Annotated in this window: 13 protein-coding genes and 3 rRNA genes; 7 read left to right on the top strand and 9 right to left on the bottom strand. The window is 62.6% G+C overall.

Going from position 1 to position 20,044, the window contains the following annotated elements; genetic code table 11:
* Nucleotide 1: 1 nt before the first annotated feature.
* The 3 genes from KKR91_RS03310 to KKR91_RS03300 all read left to right on the top strand — a co-directional run bounded on the left by KKR91_RS03310 (nt 2) and on the right by KKR91_RS03300 (nt 2,526).
* The gene (locus KKR91_RS03310) at nt 2-994 is read left to right on the top strand and encodes a phosphotriesterase family protein (RefSeq protein WP_210229845.1); all 993 of its coding nucleotides are present in this window, start codon (nt 2-4) and stop codon (nt 992-994) included.
* The gene (locus KKR91_RS03305; RefSeq protein ID WP_237687467.1) at nt 995-1,729 is read left to right on the top strand and encodes a TetR/AcrR family transcriptional regulator; all 735 of its coding nucleotides are present in this window, start codon (nt 995-997) and stop codon (nt 1,727-1,729) included.
* 176 nt (nt 1,730-1,905) lie between these two features.
* Complete coding sequence (locus KKR91_RS03300; protein ID WP_210229843.1) at nt 1,906-2,526, top strand: type 1 glutamine amidotransferase family protein; 621 nt, start codon at nt 1,906-1,908, stop codon at nt 2,524-2,526.
* Between the two features lie 169 nt (nt 2,527-2,695).
* Here the strand turns inward: KKR91_RS03300 and rrf are convergent.
* The 6 genes from rrf to KKR91_RS03270 form a co-directional block, all read right to left on the bottom strand.
* Nucleotides 2,696-2,812: ribosomal RNA gene (gene rrf / locus KKR91_RS03295) — 5S ribosomal RNA — on the bottom strand.
* A gap of 291 nt (nt 2,813-3,103) precedes the next feature.
* Nucleotides 3,104-6,273: ribosomal RNA gene (locus KKR91_RS03290) — 23S ribosomal RNA — on the bottom strand.
* 496 nt (nt 6,274-6,769) lie between these two features.
* Nucleotides 6,770-8,297 (bottom strand): 16S ribosomal RNA (locus KKR91_RS03285).
* The 16S, 23S and 5S rRNA genes sit together here, the layout of an rRNA operon.
* Before the next feature lie 584 nt (nt 8,298-8,881).
* Nucleotides 8,882-9,898, bottom strand: coding sequence for a TIGR03842 family LLM class F420-dependent oxidoreductase (locus tag KKR91_RS03280; RefSeq protein ID WP_210231639.1), 1,017 nt, complete (start codon nt 9,896-9,898; stop codon nt 8,882-8,884).
* Nucleotides 9,899-9,955: 57 nt separating this feature from the next.
* Entirely contained in the window at nt 9,956-11,377 is a 1,422-nt protein-coding gene (hydA, locus tag KKR91_RS03275) for a dihydropyrimidinase (RefSeq protein ID WP_210231640.1), read from the bottom strand.
* A gap of 45 nt (nt 11,378-11,422) precedes the next feature.
* Nucleotides 11,423-12,271: a nitrilase-related carbon-nitrogen hydrolase gene (locus KKR91_RS03270; RefSeq protein WP_210231641.1), complete on the bottom strand. Its 849-nt coding sequence runs from the start codon at nt 12,269-12,271 to the stop codon at nt 11,423-11,425.
* Between the two features lie 359 nt (nt 12,272-12,630).
* Between KKR91_RS03270 and KKR91_RS03265 the strand changes: the two genes are divergently transcribed.
* Genes KKR91_RS03265 through KKR91_RS03255 form a run of 3 tightly spaced genes read left to right on the top strand, consistent with a single transcriptional unit; the run spans nt 12,631 to nt 15,616 of the window.
* Nucleotides 12,631-13,689 carry a putative F420-0 ABC transporter substrate-binding protein gene (locus KKR91_RS03265; RefSeq protein ID WP_210231642.1) on the top strand — a complete coding sequence of 353 codons (1,059 nt, stop codon included), beginning with the start codon at nt 12,631-12,633 and terminating at the stop codon, nt 13,687-13,689.
* Complete coding sequence (locus tag KKR91_RS03260; RefSeq protein ID WP_420481417.1) at nt 13,686-14,747, top strand: putative F420-0 ABC transporter permease subunit; 1,062 nt, start codon at nt 13,686-13,688, stop codon at nt 14,745-14,747. The genes KKR91_RS03265 and KKR91_RS03260 overlap by 4 nt, the downstream gene beginning before the upstream one ends.
* Complete coding sequence (locus KKR91_RS03255; protein ID WP_210231643.1) at nt 14,744-15,616, top strand: ABC transporter ATP-binding protein; 873 nt, start codon at nt 14,744-14,746, stop codon at nt 15,614-15,616. Before KKR91_RS03260 ends, KKR91_RS03255 begins: the two co-directional genes overlap by 4 nt.
* On the opposite strand, the gene cofE is transcribed toward KKR91_RS03255, so the two are convergent.
* From cofE to KKR91_RS03240, 3 genes are all read right to left on the bottom strand, one after another.
* Nucleotides 15,595-16,464, bottom strand: coding sequence for a coenzyme F420-0:L-glutamate ligase (gene cofE, locus KKR91_RS03250; RefSeq protein ID WP_210231644.1), 870 nt, complete (start codon nt 16,462-16,464; stop codon nt 15,595-15,597). The genes KKR91_RS03255 and cofE overlap by 22 nt on opposite strands.
* 4 nt (nt 16,465-16,468) lie before the next feature.
* Nucleotides 16,469-17,473, bottom strand: coding sequence for a TIGR03557 family F420-dependent LLM class oxidoreductase (locus tag KKR91_RS03245; RefSeq protein WP_210231645.1), 1,005 nt, complete (start codon nt 17,471-17,473; stop codon nt 16,469-16,471).
* 140 nt (nt 17,474-17,613) lie between these two features.
* Nucleotides 17,614-18,594: a GmrSD restriction endonuclease domain-containing protein gene (locus KKR91_RS03240; RefSeq protein WP_210231646.1), complete on the bottom strand. Its 981-nt coding sequence runs from the start codon at nt 18,592-18,594 to the stop codon at nt 17,614-17,616.
* 247 nt (nt 18,595-18,841) lie between these two features.
* On the opposite strand from KKR91_RS03240, the gene ppk2 reads away from it, so the two are divergent.
* Complete coding sequence (gene ppk2 / locus KKR91_RS03235) at nt 18,842-19,897, top strand: polyphosphate kinase 2 (protein WP_210231647.1); 1,056 nt, start codon at nt 18,842-18,844, stop codon at nt 19,895-19,897.
* Nucleotides 19,898-20,044 lie beyond the last annotated feature (147 nt).

Below are 20,044 nucleotides of genomic sequence, written 5' to 3'. Positions count from 1 at the left end.
CATGGGCACGACGACGGCGCGCGCCATTCCGACCTTCACCGGAGACGTGACGCCCGATGAGCTGGGCACCACGTTGGTCCATGAGCATGTCTTCGTGGGCCACCCGGAACTGGACCTGAACCTCCCCCATCCTGAATGGGATGAGGACCAGGCCCAGGACCGGGCCGTGGCAGGTCTCGAGCGGCTCTACGCGCTCGGGGTGCGCACCGTCGTCGACCTCACGGTCCCGGGCCTGGGCCGCAACGTCACCCGCATCCAGCGCGTGGCCGAACGCAGCCCGGTACGGCTGATCGCCTCCACGGGCTACTACACCGCAGACGGGCTCCCGCAGTTCTTCCGGACCCACGGACCCGGCCGTCTGGTTGACGGTCCGGACCCGCTCATCGAACTGTTCCTGCGCGATATCCGGGAGGGGATCGCCGGAACCACGGTCCGGGCCGGCATCCTTAAGGTCTTCTCCGACGCCGGCGGCATCACACCGGATACCGAACGGGTCTTCACCGCAGCGGCGCACGCCCATTTGGAGACCGGCGTTCCGATCACCACCCATTCGGATTCCAAGTCCCGCGGCGGCACCGCACAACAGCAGCTGCTCACACGCCTGGGCGTACCCCTGGACCGGGTGGTGATCGGTCATGCCGGGGATTCGGATGACCTGGACTATCTGATGTCCCTGGCAGACGCCGGCTCCTTCCTTGGCTTTGACCGCTTTGGAATGGAGCATGTGGTCCCCGACGCGCAGCGGTTCAGAATGCTGTGCGAACTCCTGGGCAGGGGTTACGCCGACCGGATACTCCTCTCGCATGACGCCGCCTTTTTCAGCCGGATCACGCCGCCGTCATGGCGTTCCCGGGTCGTGCCGCACTGGCATATGGAAAATGTGCATCTGCGCGTTCTGCCGCAGCTGCGAATGGCCGGTTTCGACGAGTTGGTGCTTCAGGAGCTGATGATCGGGAATCCCCGGCGTCTATTGGCAAATGGGAAGGCTTACTGAGTGACTGAGGATCTGGATACTGCCGTTGTCCGCGGAACGCGACGCGCTGCGGCTGCCCCTGCGGGGCAGGGCGACGGAAACGCCCGCGGGCAATCAACCGGCCGGAAGCGGGATCCTGAGCGCACCCGGGCCGAGATCCTGAAAGTCTCCACCGGGGTTTTCGCCGCCCAGGGCTACTCGGGCGCCCGCGTGGATGAGATCGCGGCACTGACCCGCACCACAAAGCGGATGATCTACTACTATTTCGGCAGCAAGGAACAGCTTTACCTTGAGGTGCTGAAGGATGCCTACGGCGGAATCCGGGCCGCTGAGCGTGAAATCCAGGTTGGGTCCCTGAATCCCCGTGATGCCGTTCGCCGGCTTGCTGAGCTGACCTACGACCACCATGCGCAGCACAGCGATTTCATTCGGCTGGTCATGATCGAAAACATCCACCGCGGAGTCTTTATCCGGCAGGTGGAATCGATCCGCGACCTGGTGCAGCCCGCCGTCGGATTATTGGAGGAGATCCTGAAACGCGGCCGTGCCGAGGGCGTCTTCCGGCACGACGCTGATGCCTTTGACGTCCACCTGGTCATCAGTTCCTACTGCGTGTTCCAGGTGGCCAACCAGTACACGTTCGGTTACCTGTTTGGGCGTGACCTGCAGGAGCCGCCGCTCAGCGACCATCTCCGAAGCATGCTCGGGGATGTAGTGGTGGCGTGGCTGGAGACCGGGGCTGAGATCAAGAACTGAACACCGGAGCCGGCCTCATCGACAGGGCACTACCTGTAGCCGGCAGGAGCCCCGGGTCGCTGCCAGGGCCGGTCCCGGCGCGATGGTAACGTCGCTCCTGACACCCCGCGGCGCCGTCTGGATCCGCGGTTGAGCTTTCCGGACGCCCTCAGGCGGCCCGGAACAACGAGAAACGGGTGGACACATTGCTGGACAGAGAGAACAATCCCCGCGCCCTGCTGCTCAGCGGCACCGGCCGGTATTCGGACCCGCAGCACGACTACGACGCGACGTCGGAGGGACTCGCCGGCGTATTGGAGGAGGCCGGGTTCGACGTCGTCATCGCCTCCGATCTGGAGGCCGCCCTGACGTGGCTTTCCAGCCCGTGGAACTGGCCCGACCTCCTGGCTGTCAATGTGGGCCTCCCCCGCGACGGGCAGCCTGTCCCGGCAGAAGCTGCCGCCTCGGGCCTGCGCTCCTGGCTGGGCAGTGGCCGGCCGTTGCTTGCCATCCACACCAGCGCAACAAGCTTTACCGACGTGTCCGAGTGGAGTGATGCGCTCGGACAAGGCCCGACGGGCGATGAGACCGGCGGTCTTGCCGGCACGCTCCGGATAGTCCCCGACCCGGATCCAGCCGCCGAGTACCCCCACCCTCTGGGCTGGACCTATGAGCGGCCCGACGGCGGGCGCACGGTCTTTGCCACAGGCGGACACGATGCCGGGGCATTTCAACAGCCTCAGTACCGCGAACTGTTGAGCGAGGGCATCTCCTGGCTCGCCGACTCGCTCCTGCCTGTTGGCGCGCCCGCGGAGTAGCACCTTCGCGGAAGGTGAATATGGTGGTTAAACACGTGGGGCCCCGCACGAATGCAGGGCCCCACGCCTCTGAACAACCGGTATCGTTCCCCTGGTTAAACAAGTAAGGCCCCGCACGAATGCGGGGCCTTACTCTCTGAACAACCGGTGTATTTCAACCGTAAATATTGTCCGGCGGTGACCTACTCTCCCACATCCTCCCGGATGCAGTACCATCGGCGCTGTGGGTCTTAGCTTCCGGGTTCGGAATGGGACCGGGCGTTTCCCCCACGCTATGACCGCCGTAACCCTTCCACCCACACCACCCCGGCAAACAAACCCCAGGGTGAGGGGAAATCAATGGTCACAACAAAAACACGCGTAGTGTTTCGATGCAATATACTCATCACAACAAACAACAGTTGTAATTATACGGCACAAACACACCCGCAAGGGTACGTTGGTGCCGGTTCCACGGTGACAAACCACACGGGTTTGTTATCCGGGAACCACATAGTGGACGCAAGCAGCACATGATCTAACAACACCCTTTATACTTTGACGGACCGTTTGAAGTCGTGTCCGTCCAGGTGAGGTTGTGGTGTAAGTTATCGGCCTATTAGTACCGGTCAGCTTCACGGGTCTTTAGTCCCCGCTTCCACATCCGGCCTATCAACCCAGTGGTCTGGCTGGGGGCCTCTCACACACAAGGTGTATGGAAATCTCATCTCGAAGCGGGCTTCCCGCTTAGATGCTTTCAGCGGTTATCCCATCCGAACGTAGCTAATCAGCGGTGCACTTGGCAGTACAACTGACACACCAGAGGTTCGTCCGTCCCGGTCCTCTCGTACTAAGGACAGCCCTTCTCAAATTTCCTGCGCGCGCAGCGGATAGGGACCGAACTGTCTCACGACGTTCTAAACCCAGCTCGCGTACCGCTTTAATGGGCGAACAGCCCAACCCTTGGGACCTACTCCAGCCCCAGGATGCGACGAGCCGACATCGAGGTGCCAAACCATGCCGTCGATATGGACTCTTGGGCAAGATCAGCCTGTTATCCCCGAGGTACCTTTTATCCGTTGAGCGACGGCCATTCCACAATGTACCGCCGGATCACTAGTCCCGACTTTCGTCCCTGCTTGAGATGTCTCTCTCACAGTCAAGCTCCCTTGTGCACTTACACTCGCCACCTGATTGCCAACCAGGCTGAGGGAACCTTTGGGCGCCTCCGTTACTCTTTAGGAGGCAACCGCCCCAGTTAAACTACCCATCAGGCACTGTCCCTGACCCGGATTACGGGCCGAAGTTAGATATCCAGTATGACCAGAGTGGTATTTCAACGATGACTCCACCCGAACTGGCGTCCGGGTCTCACAGTCTCCCACCTATCCTACACAAGCCACACCGAATATCAATACCAAACTATAGTAAAGGTCTCGGGGTCTTTCCGTCCTGCTGCGCGTAACGAGCATCTTTACTCGTACTGCAATTTCGCCGAGTTTATGGTTGAGACAGCGGGGAAGTCGTTACTCCATTCGTGCAGGTCGGAACTTACCCGACAAGGAATTTCGCTACCTTAGGATGGTTATAGTTACCACCGCCGTTTACTGGGGCTTAAATTCCCAGCTTCGCCCGTAAGGGCTAACCGGTCCTCTTAACCTTCCAGCACCGGGCAGGAGTCAGTCCGTATACATCGTCTTGCGACTTCGCACGGACCTGTGTTTTTAGTAAACAGTCGCTTCCCCCTGGTCTCTGCGGCCCTGATCCCCTCCGGACAGCTTGTGTCCTTCAAGGTTGGGGCCCCCCTTCTCCCGAAGTTACGGGGGCATTTTGCCGAGTTCCTTAACCATAATTCTCTCGATCGCCTTAGTATTCTCTACCTGATCACCTGTGTCGGTTTGGGGTACGGGCGGCTAAAACCTCGCGCCGATGCTTTTCTAGGCAGCATAGGATCACCGGATTCCCACCAAAGTGGGTCCCATCAGATCTCTCAGGTATCGTCATCAAAGACACAGCAACGGATTTACCTATCGCTGACCCTACATCCTTAGACCAGGACAACCATCGCCCGGCCCGGCTACCTTCCTGCGTCACACCTGTTAATACGCTTACCTCCCAGGATCAGGTCCCGCGCTCCACCAAAAACCGGGTCGCCACAAGGGCGGCCGGTCAGGTATTGGGCGGTTAGTATCCCCCGCTTGGTATTGGCGGTTTTTCGCCGGTACGGGAATATCAACCCGTTGTCCATCGACTACGCCTGTCGGCCTCGCCTTAGGTCCCGACTTACCCAGGGCAGATTAGCTTGACCCTGGAACCCTTGATCATTCGGCGGACGGGTTTCTCACCCGTCTTTCGCTACTCATGCCTGCATTCTCACTCGTGTAGGCTCCACCGCTGGTTTACACCGCGACTTCACTGCCCACACGACGCGCTCCCCTACCCATCCAAACGCTTGAACGAAAATGGATAAACCATCCGCTTGGCTAATATTTGAATGCCACAACTTCGGCGGTGTACTTGAGCCCCGCTACATTGTCGGCGCGGAATCACTTGACCAGTGAGCTATTACGCACTCTTTCAAGGATGGCTGCTTCTAAGCCAACCTCCTGGTTGTCTTCGCAACTCCACATCCTTTCCCACTTAGCACACGCTTAGGGGCCTTAGTTGGTGGTCTGGGCTGTTTCCCTCTCGACTATGAAGCTTATCCCCCACAGTCTCACTGCTGCGCTCTGACTTACCGGCATTCGGAGTTTGGCTGACGTCAGTAACCTTGTAGGGCCCATTAGCCATCCAGTAGCTCTACCTCCGGTAAGAAACACGCAACGCTGCACCTAAATGCATTTCGGGGAGAACCAGCTATCACGGAGTTTGATTGGCCTTTCACCCCTACCCACAGCTCATCCCCTCCATTTTCAACTGAAGTGGGTTCGGTCCTCCACGCGCTCTTACACGCGCTTCAACCTGGCCATGGGTAGATCACTCCGCTTCGGGTCTAGATCACGCCACTGCATCGCCCTATTCAGACTCGCTTTCGCTACGGCTTCCCCTCACGGGTTAACCTCGCGACGTAACACTAACTCGCAGGCTCATTCTTCAAAAGGCACGCTGTCACAAGCACAGCACCACAAGTGGCACTGCCCTGCTCCAACGGATTGTAGGCACACGGTTTCAGGTACTGTTTCACTCCCCTCCCGGGGTACTTTTCACCTTTCCCTCACGGTACTTGTCCGCTATCGGTCATCAGGGAGTATTTAGGCTTACCAGGTGGTCCTGGCAGATTCGCACGGGATTTCTCGGGCCCCGTGCTACTTGGGATCCTCTCCAAGCGGCAGCATACATTCCGGTTACGGGGCTAACACCCTCTACGGCCTGGCTTTCAAACCAGTTCACCTATGCATCTGCACTCACTTCACCAATCCGGCAGAATCGGTACGGAAAGTCCCGCAACCCCAGTGATGCAACGCCCGCCGGCTATCACACACCACTGGTTTAGCCTCTTCCGCGTTCGCTCGCCACTACTAACGGAATCACTGTTGTTTTCTCTTCCTGTGGGTACTGAGATGTTTCACTTCCCCACGTTCCCTCCACGCACCCTATGTGTTCAGATGCGGGTCACCCGGTCACTCGCGCGCCGGGCGGGGTTTCCCCATTCGGACATCCTGGGATCAACGCTCGGTTATCAACTCCCCCAGGCTTATCGCAGATTCCTACGTCCTTCTTCGGCTCCTGATGCCAAGGCATCCACCGTGTGCCCTTAAAAACTTGACCACAAAGATCAATATATTATCGCTATCGAGAAAACCATGGAAACCGGTAAAACCGGTCACCAGGTTTATCTGAAATTGCACTTAATAATTTAAGATGCTCGCGTCCACTATGTAGTTCTCAAACAACAACCCCGTCACACCCCGCCACCACCACGTATTCACCGTGGAAGTCTTGGACCTGCGCAGGAACAACCAGAAACAACACGAAACCGTGTCCCTCCAGACCTGTAAAGGCTTGAAATTCTTCGGTCCTGTTGTCTCAGGACCCAACAGTGTGCCAAACGGAAAAACCCGGTACTCGAGACACCGGCAGCGTTTTCCAGTCCCACCCCGAAGGATGAAACGTACTGATGCTGCCAGGCTCAACGCCGGGCACCTGCTTATTGATATTCCACCCTTGAGCACCCACCGGAGAACATATGTCTCCGATATGGGCATCTCCTGCAAGAACCACATCCAACACTGTGGAAGGACGCAGACCTTGAGGTGCTCCTTAGAAAGGAGGTGATCCAGCCGCACCTTCCGGTACGGCTACCTTGTTACGACTTAGTCCCAATCGCCGGTCCCACCTTCGACGGCTCCCTCCCACAAGGGGTTAGGCCACCGGCTTCGGGTGTTACCAACTTTCGTGACTTGACGGGCGGTGTGTACAAGGCCCGGGAACGTATTCACCGCAGCGTTGCTGATCTGCGATTACTAGCGACTCCAACTTCATGAGGTCGAGTTGCAGACCTCAATCCGAACTGAGACCGGCTTTTTGGGATTAGCTCCACCTCACAGTATCGCAACCCTTTGTACCGGCCATTGTAGCATGCGTGAAGCCCAAGACATAAGGGGCATGATGATTTGACGTCGTCCCCACCTTCCTCCGAGTTGACCCCGGCAGTCTCCTATGAGTCCCCGCCATAACGCGCTGGCAACATAGAACGAGGGTTGCGCTCGTTGCGGGACTTAACCCAACATCTCACGACACGAGCTGACGACAACCATGCACCACCTGTAAACCGGCCACAAGTGGGGGACCTGTTTCCAGGCCTTTCCGGTTCATGTCAAGTCTTGGTAAGGTTCTTCGCGTTGCATCGAATTAATCCGCATGCTCCGCCGCTTGTGCGGGCCCCCGTCAATTCCTTTGAGTTTTAGCCTTGCGGCCGTACTCCCCAGGCGGGGCACTTAATGCGTTAGCTACGGCGCGGAAAACGTGGAATGTCCCCCACACCTAGTGCCCAACGTTTACGGCATGGACTACCAGGGTATCTAATCCTGTTCGCTCCCCATGCTTTCGCTCCTCAGCGTCAGTTAATGCCCAGAGACCTGCCTTCGCCATCGGTGTTCCTCCTGATATCTGCGCATTTCACCGCTACACCAGGAATTCCAGTCTCCCCTACATCACTCTAGTCTGCCCGTACCCACTGCAGACCCGGGGTTGAGCCCCGGGCTTTCACAGCAGACGCGACAAACCGCCTACGAGCTCTTTACGCCCAATAATTCCGGATAACGCTTGCGCCCTACGTATTACCGCGGCTGCTGGCACGTAGTTAGCCGGCGCTTCTTCTGCAGGTACCGTCACTTTCGCTTCTTCCCTACTGAAAGAGGTTTACAACCCGAAGGCCTTCGTCCCTCACGCGGCGTCGCTGCATCAGGCTTTCGCCCATTGTGCAATATTCCCCACTGCTGCCTCCCGTAGGAGTCTGGGCCGTGTCTCAGTCCCAGTGTGGCCGGTCACCCTCTCAGGCCGGCTACCCGTCGTCGCCTTGGTGGGCCATTACCCCAACCAACTAGCTGATAGGCCGCGAGTCCATCCAAAACCGCATAAAGCTTTCCACGGACCGCCATGCGGTGGTCCGTTGTATCCGGTATTAGACCCGGTTTCCCAGGCTTATCCCGAAGTTAAGGGCAGGTTACTCACGTGTTACTCACCCGTTCGCCACTAATCATTTTGTGCAAGCACAAAAGTCATCGTTCGACTTGCATGTGTTAAGCACGCCGCCAGCGTTCATCCTGAGCCAGGATCAAACTCTCCGTAAATGTGTTACAGACACAGCACCGGAGCCAAGGAAAATTGGCTGCACGGTCCTGCACTAAATTCGAAACCAGCTAAAAAAGTCCTTCCCACCCACGGGGTGGGCGGAAGAACCAGTTCAACCAATTAAAATAAATTGGTATCAATAAACTTGGCACACTATTGAGTTCTCAAACAACAGATGCATACGAAATACTCGGAGAAAACAATTACTTGTTTTTCTTTTCTCTTCGCTGCAGTGTTTCTTTATTCTATTCCATCCGGACCGTATTTGGCAATTCGGGATATTCCGCGGTCTGCTTCATTTTGTCCGGATAATCCCACGCAAAATCCCCGGCTTTCCGCTCCCGGGCCGTGAGGCGCAGGGTGGATCACCAGGATGTTTTTGGTGGGGTTTGGCCGCCATGCTCTCAGAAGTTTCTCAACTCCCGGCCGCGGCGACTTAGAAGACTTTACACAGGTTTGGGCCCGGCCGCAACTCGGCTCCGACGGCCCTCCCGGAGGCCTGATTCCCGCAGGGAGAAGCGCTTCAGACCCGCAGCGTTAGACCCCTGCCGGCGCCCGGCCCTGGGGCCCTTGCCAAGCGCTGCTATCCCCTCGCACTGACCTGCTCGCGCAGGGCCGGGATGACCGTTTCGCCGTAGACCCGCAGTGTCTCTTCCTTGTTGTCATGCTGCAGGTACCCGGCGAACTGGGTGACCCCCAGTGCCTTGAGCTTTTCCAGCTTTTCAATGTGCGCTTCCGCGGTGCCCAGCAGGCAGAACCGGTCCACGATCTCGTCGGGCACAAAGGCGGTGTGGGTGTTGCCGGCCCGGCCGTGCTCGTTGTAGTCGTAGCCTTCCCGGCCGGCGATGTAATCGGTCAGCGCCTGCGGCACCGCGGCGTCGGCCCCATACTTGGCCACGATGTCCGCAACGTGGTTGCCCACCATGCCGCCGAACCAGCGGCACTGCTGGCGCATATGCTCCCAGTCCTCCCCTATATACATAGGAGCGGCCACGCAGAACTTGATCGACATCGGGTCGCGTCCGGCTGCGGCAGCAGCGGAGCGGACGGTAGCGATCATCCATTCCGCGATGTCGAGGTCCGCCAGCTGCAGGATGAACCCATCCCCCACCTCACCAGCCAGCTTCAGCGCCAGCGGGCCGTAGGCCGCCACCCACATCTCCAGCGTCGATCCGGTGCTCCACGGCAGCTGCAGGGTGGTGCCGTTGTATTCCACCGCACGGGAGTTGGCCAGCTCCCGGATCACATGGATCGACTCGCGCAGCGTCTTCAGCGTGGTCGGGGATCCGCCGCTCACCCGCAGCGCCGAGTCGCCCCGGCCGATTCCGCACACCGTCCGGTTCCCGTACATCTGGTTCAGGGTGGCGAACGTCGATGCGGTGACGGTCCAGTCCCTGGTCGCCGGATTGGTGACCATGGGACCCACCGTGATGGTTCGGGTTTCCGCGAGGATGCGGCTGTGGAGAACGTACGGTTCCTGCCACAGGATGTGGGAGTCGAAGGTCCACACGTACTCGAACCCGTGCTCCTCTGCCAGCTTGGCCAGTGCCACCGTCCGCGCCGCGGGCGGATTGCACTGCAGGACTGCTCCAAATTCCATACTGTTCCGCTCCTCTATATAGAGACTGGCTGGGTTCGCTCCAAGGTCAACCGCTGCTCAGATCAGGTACTGGCTGGGAGCCCGGCGCACATACCGGCCGTGGCCCTTGGCGCCGAGGTATTCGTTGTCGTTGATCAGGATCCGGCCGCGGGAGAGCACGGTGTCCACGTGCCCGTCGATCTCGTAGCCTTCCCAGGCGGAGTAGTCCATGTTCATGTGGTGGGTTTTTTCCAGGCCGATCGAGGTGTGGCCCGCCGGGTCGTAAATGACGACGTCGGCGTCGGCTCCCGGGGCGATCAGGCCCTTGGTGCCATACATGCCGAACATGCGTGCCGGCGTCGTGCTGGTGATCTCCACCCAGCGTTCCAGGCTGATTTTCCCGTCCACCACGCCCTGGTACATCAGGTCCATGCGGTGCTCCACCGAGCCGATGCCGTTGGGGATCTTGGAGAAGTCGCCCACACCCATGTCCTTTTGGCCTTTCATGCAGAACGGGCAGTGGTCGGTGGCGACCATCTGGATGTCGTTGGTGCGCAGCGACTGCCACATGTGGTCCTGGTGGTGTTCGTGCTTGGAGCGGAGCGGCGTGGAGCAGACCCATTTGGCCCCTTCGAAGCCCTCGGCGCCGAGCTGGTCCTCCAGGTTCAGGTACAGGTACTGCGGGCAGGTCTCCCCGAAGACGTTCTGCCCGTTGTCCCGGGCAGCCGCGAGCTGCTCGACAGCCTGTTTGGCGGAGACATGCACAACGTAGAGGGGTGCGTTGGTGAGGTTGGCCAGCATGATCGCCCGGTGCGTGGCTTCCTCCTCCATCTGCCAGGCGCGCGCCACCCCGTGATAGTAGGGATCGGTTTTGCCCTGGGCCAGCAGTTCGCTGACCATGGCGTCGATGGCCGGCCCGTTCTCCGCGTGCATCATGGTCATCAGCCCGGTGTCCGCGCCCACCCGCATGGCCTTGTAGATCTGGGCGTCGTCACTGTAGAAGACCCCGGGATAGGCCATGAACAGCTTGTAGCTGGACACGCCTTCATCAATGAGTCCGGCCATGGCCTTGAGCGAGTCGTCGTTGACATCGCCCACGATCTGGTGGAACCCGTAGTCGACGGCGCACTCCCCTGCCGCCTTTTCGTGCCACTGGGCCAGGCCGTCCATCACCCGCTCCCCGTAACGCTGGATCGCGAAGTCCACAATCGTCGTCGTGCCGCCCCAGGCTGCGGCACGGGTGCCGGTTTCGAAGGTGTCGGAGGCTTCGGTGCCGCCGAAGGGCATCTGCATGTGGGTATGGGCGTCGATGCCGCCGGGCACCACGTATTTGCCGGCGGCATCCAGGACGGTGTCCACTGAGCCGGCAAGGTCGTGGCCCAGGAGGGTGGATCCCGGCGCCAGCACCGCGGCGATCCTCTCCCCGTCGATAAGGACGTCCGCTTCGCTGCGGCCGGTGGAGGTCACGACTGTTCCCCCGGTGATCAGTGTTGTGCTCAAAACGACTCCCTTGTCCCTGGTGTGTTTCCGTCCAGCCGGCAGTGGCTACGGGTTGGTGATGGGCGTGTAGGCGTCCGGGCGGCGGTCGCGGTAGAACTGCCAGCTGTTCCGGGCGGTGCGCACCAGGTCCATGTCCAGGTCCCGGATCATCAGTTCCTCGCTGTCGCGGGCACCGAGATTGCCGACGTAGTTGCCCTGCGGATCGGCAATATAGGACGTCCCGTAGAAATCCACGGCTTCGTCGCCGAATTCGTTGGTTTCGGCGCCCACCCGGTTCGGGACCACCACGTAGTAGCCGTTGGCCGCGGCGGCGGTGGGCTGTTCCAGTTCCCACAGCCGGTTGGACAGGCCGGGTTTGGAGGCATTGGGATTGAAGACGAGCTGGGCGCCGTTCAGGCCCAGGACCCGCCAGCCCTCGGGGAAGTGCCGGTCATAGCAGATGGTCACACCCACGGCCCCGACAGCGGTGTCGAAAACCGGCCAGCCCAGGTTCCCCGGCCGGAAGTAGAACTTCTCCCAGAACTTCTCGACGTGCGGAATGTGGTTTTTGCGGTACTTCCCCAGGTAGGTTCCGTCGGCGTCGATCACGGCGGCCGTGTTGTAGAGGACCCCGGGTTGTTCCTCCTCATACACGGGCAGGATGATCACCATGTGATGCTCCGCGGCGAGTTTCGAGAACCGTTCGGTCAGCGGCCCCGGCACCTTCTGCGCGTAGTCGTAATACTTGTTGTCCTGCACGATTCCGAAATACGGTCCGTGGAAAAGCTCCTGGAAACAAATGATCTGCGCGCCCTCGGCCGCGGCTTTGCGGACAAAGTCCTCGTGCTTGGCGACCATGGATTCCTCATCCCCGGTCCAGGTGGTCTGGGTCAGGGCGGTACGGATGATTGTCATTGTGCCTCCTCTAAGCGGCTTACCCGGCCGCGGTTCCGATCGGCCGGTTGAAGGGCCGTTCCCAGTCTTTGGGCTAGAGATTTCCCCGGCATTTCCGCGGCGTAAAAGCTGGAGGGTAAAGCAGGATCGGCATGCCGCGGCCCCTTTACCTTCAACCAGTACCGCCGGTGCCCGCAAGGGTATTTGGCGACCGGTTATTTAATTCGCCGCCGGGGTAGCCGTTCCAGGGCAAACGCCAGCATCGGAAACAATGCAGTGCTAGCCTTCCTCGAATAGATCACCGGCCGGGTATGGCCGGTACAGCTGGTCTGGATTTGGGCCATGGATCCCTCCGATGTCCCTACCAGCTGCGAGGAATCATGAACCGATCCCTTTTTCCTGCCGTTTCGCTGCTCTTGGCCGCCATGGCGGCCGGGCTCGCCGGCTGCTCTGCGGCCTCCGCCCCGGCGGCACCGGGCTCCCCTGCCGGTTCGGGTTCGACGACGACGCCGCCGGCTTCCGCTACCGCCGGTGGTTCCAGTGGTTCCGGTGGTGCCGGTTCGACGGGATACCCGCTGACCGTGATGAACTGCGGCACCGAGGTGACCCTGTCGGCGCCGCCGGAACGGATTGTGGCGATCAAGTCCACGGCGGTCGAAACCCTGCTGGCCCTGGGCCTGGGCAGCAAGGTGGCCGGTGCGGCATTCCTGGACGGCCCGCTCCCCGCAGCGCTGGCCGCCGATGCGCCGCCGCTGAACATCCTCTCCGACTCCGCGCCGTCCCAGGAGCCGGTCCTGGACCTGGAACCGGACTTCATCTATGCCGGCTGGGAATCGAACCTCAGTGCCGATACCGCCGGTGAACGGGATTTTCTGGCTTCGCTCGGCATCGGCAGCTATGTCTCCCCGCATGCCTGCCGGGAGACGGGCAAGCCGGTGCAGAAGCTGGACTTCGAAGACGTTTTTGCCGGCATCACCGAGGCCGGTGCCGTTTTTGGCGCTTCCGAGGCCGCCGCCAAGCTGGTCGCCCAGCAGCGCGCAACCGTGGAGGGCATTGAACCGGCCGGCGGCGGAAGGACTGCCTTCTGGTTCTCGTCCGGCCGGGACACTCCGTATGCAGGGGCCGGGCTGGGTGCCCCGCAGATGATGATGGACACCCTCGGGCTGCAGAACATAACCGCAGACGTGCAGGATTCCTGGGCCTCGCTGAGCTGGGAAACCGTGGTGGCTGCCAATCCCGACGTCATCATCCTGGTGGACGCAGACCGGAACACAGCCGAATCCAAGAAGGAGCTGCTCGCCTCACATCCGGCGACGGCGGGCATGGATGCAGTGGTCAATAACCGCTATCTGGTCCTGCCCTTTGCCGCCGCCGAGGCCGGGGTTCGCAATGCCGAAGCGGTGGCGGACCTCGCCGAACAGCTGGCGGTGCTGCCGTGAGCGCCGCTGTGGCCTCCCGTCAGGGCGCCGTCGTGCGACCGGCGCCGCGGCGTTCGATCCGAACGGGACCGGCGACGGCGGTGCTGGCCGCGGTACTGGTCCTGTCCATAACAGCGGCAGCGGCGGTGGGTCCGGCAGATATCAGCGTGGCCGACGCATTTGGCAGCATGCTGTCCCACCTCGGCATCGGCACCAGCCCGCTGTCGGCGCTGCAGGACGGCATCATCTGGGAGCTGCGCCTGCCCCGCGTGCTGACGGCCGCCGCGGTAGGTGCCGGGCTGGCGGTCAGCGGCGCGGTGATGCAGGCACTGACCCGTAACGCGCTGGCTGATCCGTATCTGCTGGGCCTGTCCTCGGGGGCCTCCTTGGGTGCGGTCTGCGTGCTGCTGCTGGGGTTGCAGCTGCTGCTGCCGCTCGCGGCATTCATCGGTGCGCTGGCCGCGCTCGCCGCCACCCTGCTGCTGGCACGGCTGGCCGGAGGGCTGACGCCGTCGCGGACCGTCCTGGCCGGTGTGGCGGTCTCCTCCCTGGGCAGCTCCCTGACCAGCCTGGTGATTTTTTGGACGGCCACCGGAGATTCCTACCGGAACATCCTGGGCTGGCTGCTCGGCTCGCTCAGCGGCACCCAGTGGTCCAGTGCCGGGATCGCCGCCGGCGCACTGCTGGCCGTGGGCATTCCGCTGCTCGCGGCCGCCCGCCTCCTGGACGGTTTCGCGTTCGGGGACGACGCCGCTTCCGCCCTGGGCATCCATGTTCCGGCGGCGCGGTGGACACTGCTGGCGGCAACGGCCCTGCTGACCGGTGCCATGGTGTCGGTCAGCGGGGCGATCGGTTTTATCGGCCTGGTGTTTCCGCACCTGGTCCGGCTGGTGGCCGGACCCGGGCACCGGGCGCTGCTGCCGTTGTCGGCCCTGTTGGGCGCGGTCTTCCTGATCTGGGCGGATACGGCCGCCCGGTTTGTGTTTGAACCCCGGGAACTGCCCGTGGGCGTGGTGACCGCGGTGATCGGCGCCCCGGTCTTTGCCTGGGTGTTGGCGCGGCGGAAGGGCGGGGCATGAGCGCGGGGACGGGCGGTGGGCCCGACGACGGCTTGCGGGCTTCCGACCTGGCGGTGAGCCTGGGCGGCACACTGGTGGTCGACGGCGTGGACTGTACGGTTCCGGCCGGCGCCCTGTCCGCCCTGGTGGGCCCCAACGGCGCCGGGAAGTCCACGCTGCTGCGGGCACTGGCCGGGGTGGTGCCCGCGCGCCGGGGCACCATTCAGTGGCAGGGCAGCGACCTGCTGCGCCGGCCGCGCCGGGAACGGGCGCGCATTGCGGCGCTGGTCGATCAGGAATCCGGGACCGGGGTTCCCCTGACCGTCCGCGAAGTGGTGTCGCTGGGGACGATGCCGCACCGGCCGCTGCTGGGCTTTGGGAACAGCGGGGACGACGACGCGGTGCTGGCCGCGCTGGAATCCGCCGGAGTGCCCGAACTGAGGGACCGTCTCTACGGCGAGCTGTCCGGCGGTCAGCGGCAGCGTGTCCAGCTGGCCCGGGCCCTGGCGCAGCAGCCGCAACTGCTGCTGCTGGACGAACCCACCAACCATTTGGATCCGTTTGCCCAGCTGGCCACCCTGCAGCTGATGCGGCAGCTCGCCGGACGGGGCATCGCCGTCGTCGCCGCCCTGCATGACCTGACGCACGCCGCAGCACACTGTGACCATGTGATTGTCCTGCACCGGGGCACGGTGGTGGCGGCCGGGGAACCGCGCACCGTGTTAAGCCCCGCTCTGATCCGGCAGGTCTATGGGGTGCAGGCGGACGTGCTGGTGCATCCGGCCACCGGCCGGCCGCTGATCGCACTGTCTCTTCCGCAAGCAGGCCGGGATCCGGCCAGCGAGGCGACAGACCGGGCCGGGCTCAGCTACGAGGGCTCATCCTCCTGAAAAACCGGCACCGGCAGGCCCGCATCCCGGCAGGCCGCCGCGTAGCCATCGCGCCAGGCTTCGGCGCTGCCTTGCCGGAACAGATCCTGCGCTGCCGGTCGGATCAGCGACCTGGCGCCTGCATCAGCCCGGCCCGGAACAGGTTCGGCCCGTTCAGCCCGGCCCGGAACAGGTTCGGCACCGGTCCCCCCGGGAAGCACCAGCTCCGGCAGGCCGCGCAGTACCGCCACCGGGCACTGGCTGGTCTTGCCCTTGACGAGGTCCGCGGCGGCTGCGATTTCGTCAGCCACTGCGGTCATGGTCGCTCTCATCTCCTGGCCGAAGCTGTCCGGCGTGCCGCGCAGGTCCGTCAGCACCTCTATCCCGGCGGCGCCGATGGCGGCGTCGGTCTGCCCCTCGCGCCAGGCCCGGCCGAGGGTGTCGGTGATGATGACGCCGACGTCGAACCCCAGTTCCCGGCGCAACCGGGCACACAGGGCGCGGGCGGAGGCGTCGGGATCCACGGGCAGCAGCAGCACGGTATCGGCCGGGGTGTTGCTGTTGTCCACCCCGGCGGCCGCGGCCACGATCCCCAGCTTGTTCTCCACGATCCGGGTCACCCCGCCGGCATGTTTCCGGCTGGCCACCACACGCACCGTTTCGTCGGTGATCGCCTGCTCCCGGTCCGCTGCCAGGACCTGCCGGCCCTCGGCCTTGGACACGATCTTGGAGGTGACGGCGAGGATATCGCCGGGCTGCAGCGCGGCGTCGGGCGCTGAGCCTGCCGCTGCCAGGATCACCGCCGCCACATCCGTGCCCGGCGTGATCTCGCCGATCCCCGGCAGCACAAACAGTGTCACGGCGCGCATGGGGTCAGCGCTTCAGGGCCGGGAGCACGCTGCGGGAGAACACGTCGATCCAGTCCCGCTGGTTCCGTCCCACGTTGTGCAGGTAGATCCGGTCGAATCCCAGGTCCACGAACTTCTGGATGTAGGCGCGGTGGATATCGGGGTCACTGGAAATCACCATCCGTCCCTCAAAGTCCTCCGGCCGGACCAGCTTGGCCATCTGCTCCAGCTCGAAGGGAGAACGGATATCCGCCTTGGGGAACTTCATGCCGCCGTTGGGCCACTCCACCATGGCGTTGGTGAGCGCTTCCTCATCCGTCTCGGCCCAGCTCATGTGCAGCTGCAGGACCTTGGGCATGGTGTCCGGGACCTTGCCCGCCTCGCGCGCACCGGCGTGGAACCGGTCAAAGAGCATCCCGATCTTCTCGAGCGGCGCGCCCACCGTGATCAGGCCGTCGGCGTGCCGGCCGGCCCGTTTTGCCGTGACCGGTCCGGCCGTGGCCACCAGGATTTCCGGCGGCGTTTCGGGCATAGTCCACAGCCGGGTGGATTCCATCGTGTAGAACTCACCCTTGTGCCGCACATCCTTGCCGGCCAGCGACGCGGTGAAAAGCTTGGTGATGATCTCGATGGCCTCGAACATCCGGTTGATGCGTTCGGGCGGTTCGGGCCAGTACTGCGCGGTGATGTGTTCGTTCAGGGCCTCGCCGGATCCCAGCCCGAGCCAGTGCCGGCCGGGATACATGGCCGCGAGCGTGGCCGAGGCCTGCGCCACCATGGCCGGATGCCAGCGGAAAGTCGGCGCGGTGACGCCGGGGCCGATATCCCCTTTGGTGCGCTCCCCCAATGCAGCCAGGACGTTCCAGACAAATGAGCTCTGGCCCTGGGCCGGCACCCACGGCTGGAAATGGTCCGCCGCCATCACGCCCGAAAAGCCCTTGCTCTCGGCGTATTCAGCCAGTGCCACCGCCTCCGTGGGATGAAACTGCTCCAGCATTGCCGCATAACCGATGGTGAGGGAAGAAGTCATGCCCCGATCCTGACACCGTGACATTGCGAAAGAAAGAACAAATGTTTCCGATTACGCGCCCGGCAGGACCTCAACGCTTGCCGGCCGTCCCGAGTTTGACGGTGGGAAGAATGCGGTCCTGCAATTGTGGACAGGTGTAGCTAGGAGGTGCAGCCCTCGCCGTCGCCGTCGCCGTCGAACTTCGGATCCCAGCCCGGGTCGCCGGGCCGGATCGGAGCTGCCCCGGCGGCCTTCACCGCAGTGCAGTTCGCATACACCGGTGCGCTGCCGACACCGGCTGCGGGATCAGCCGCAACATCCTCTGCCCCTGCATCCGCGCCGGCAACGGCAACCGCCGGAGGCAACCCGGCGCCGTCGGGCACCGGCTGGTCCGGACAGGTGGACAGGACGGAGGCGATCGCGTCGTGCTCGGCCTGGGTCATCCACAGGCTGTACTTGGCCTTGACGGCTGTCTGCGTCGCAACGTAGCCGCAGCGGAAGGCCTTGTTTGGCGGCAGCCAGCTGGCGGCGTCGGAATCCGACTTGGCACCATTGGCAGGACCGTCGGCGGCCATCAGGTTCAGCGGGTCGTTGGCAAGCTGGCGGCGGTCCTCGGCAGAGAGCTGCTGGGCACCCTTCTGCCAGGCATCGGAGAGCGCCACGACGTGGTCGATCTGGACGGCGGTGCTGGTCTCGTTGCCGCGCACAAAACTGATGGTGGTCCCGGTGTAGGGGTCGGCGAAGCTGCCCGAGGCCACCACGCACTCCTTGGTTCCGTCCTTATAGACGACGGCGGTGAGATCGCGGGCCAGGATGTCGTTGCGGGTATCGCACCCGTTGTGGTCGATGTCGGCCCAGGCCGGTCCGAACTGATCCCGGTCATAACCGGTCTTGGGGGCGCGGCCCTTGATCGGCAGGGTTGCGAGTTGTTCCAGTGCGGTTCCCGCTGCTGCCGGTCCGGCCGGCTCCGGGGCTTCGGCCGGCCCGGCCGCTTCAGCTGGGGCTGGGGCCTCGGCCGTGGCGGAGATCGAAGAGGAGGCGTTTCCGGTTTCGGTTTCGGCCAGCGGCGTGCAGGCGGCGGAACCGAACAGAATGACGGGCAGCGCTATAAGGGACAGAACCTTGGAATGTAGAGAAGTCATCGGTATTTATTATGGGTGATTTTCCGGTGCGGAAATTCCGCGACTCTCGGGTCGCTGCCGGTTCTGTGCCGGATTTCGGTCTGCTCCTGCCGCTGTTCTCCCGAAACTCCGGTGAGTGGCACCCCGCCGCAGGAGGAAACTATCGCTATGCTCCCGCCGTCGTCCGCCGTTTTCCCTAGCCGGCGCCCCTTCCTTCCCCCAACACTGGGACGTAGATTCGTTAGTACCGTCAGCGCAGGGAGATGTTATGGCTACGAACAAGACCACGGCTACCGAGGCTACCGAGGCTACGAACAAGGCAAAGGCCGCGGCCACAGGGAACGGCAGCAAGCCGGCCGACCGTGATGCAGCAGCTGACGGGATATCACCCGACGGGAATGGCCAGCCGTCAGCTCTGACCGAGGACTACACCAGCGAGCTGGACGAACTGCGCGAGCTCAAAATCAAGACCAAGAAAATGAAGGAAAACGCCGACGATGACGCCTGGCGGCACAACTATCCGTATGACAAAAAAATGTCGCGGCGCAGCTACGAACGGCAGAAGCGGGCACTGCAGATCGAGCTCTTGAAAATGCAGCTCTGGGTGAAGGACACCGGGCAGAAAATGCTCCTCATCTTCGAGGGCCGTGACGCCGCCGGCAAAGGCGGTTCCATTAAGCGTTTCAATGAACACCTCAATCCCCGCGGTGCGCGGATCGTGGCGCTGGAGAAGCCCACCGACAGTGAGCGGACGCAATGGTACTTCCAGCGGTATATCGCCAGACTTCCCAGCGGTGGTGAGATCGTCATGATGGACCGGTCCTGGTACAACAGGGCAGGGGTGGAACGCGTGATGGGGTACTGCACGCCGGCGCAGTATTTGGAGTTCATGCGCGAAGTGCCCGAGTTGGAGCGCATGTTGGTGAACTCGGGTGTGCTGCTCACGAAACTCTGGTTTTCCGTGGGCCGAGCCGAGCAGGTGGCCCGGTTTGCTGCCCGCGAAACAGATCCGGTGAAACAGTGGAAGCTCTCCCCCACCGACCTGGCCAGCCTGGACAAGTGGGATGACTACACCGAAGCCAAGGAAGCCATGTTCTTCTACACCGATACCGGTGATGCGCCGTGGACGGTGGTGAAGTCCAACGACAAGAAGCGCGCGCGGCTTGAGGCCATGCGCCAGGTCCTCCATTCCGTGGACTACCCCAACAAGGACACCTCACTGGTGCATGCGCCCGATCCCCTGATCGTGGGGCCGGCTGCAAGCCACTTCGAGGAAGACGAGGAGCCCAGCGGCCGTTTCCCCGTGGTCAAGCCCAAGGGCTGATCCGGCTGCGTCGCGCACCGGCGATCCTCATAGGTAAGGGAACGCCCCGGCGATCCTCGTAGGTGTCGCGCACCGGCGATCCTCGTAGGTGTCGCGCACCGGCGATCCTCGTAGGTGTCGCGCACCGGCGATCCTCGTAGGTGTCGC

It is taken from the genome of Arthrobacter jiangjiafuii, assembly GCF_018622995.1.
GTDB lineage: Bacteria > Actinomycetota > Actinomycetes > Actinomycetales > Micrococcaceae > Arthrobacter_B > Arthrobacter_B jiangjiafuii.
This window is presented reverse-complemented; position numbering and strand designations above follow the sequence as displayed.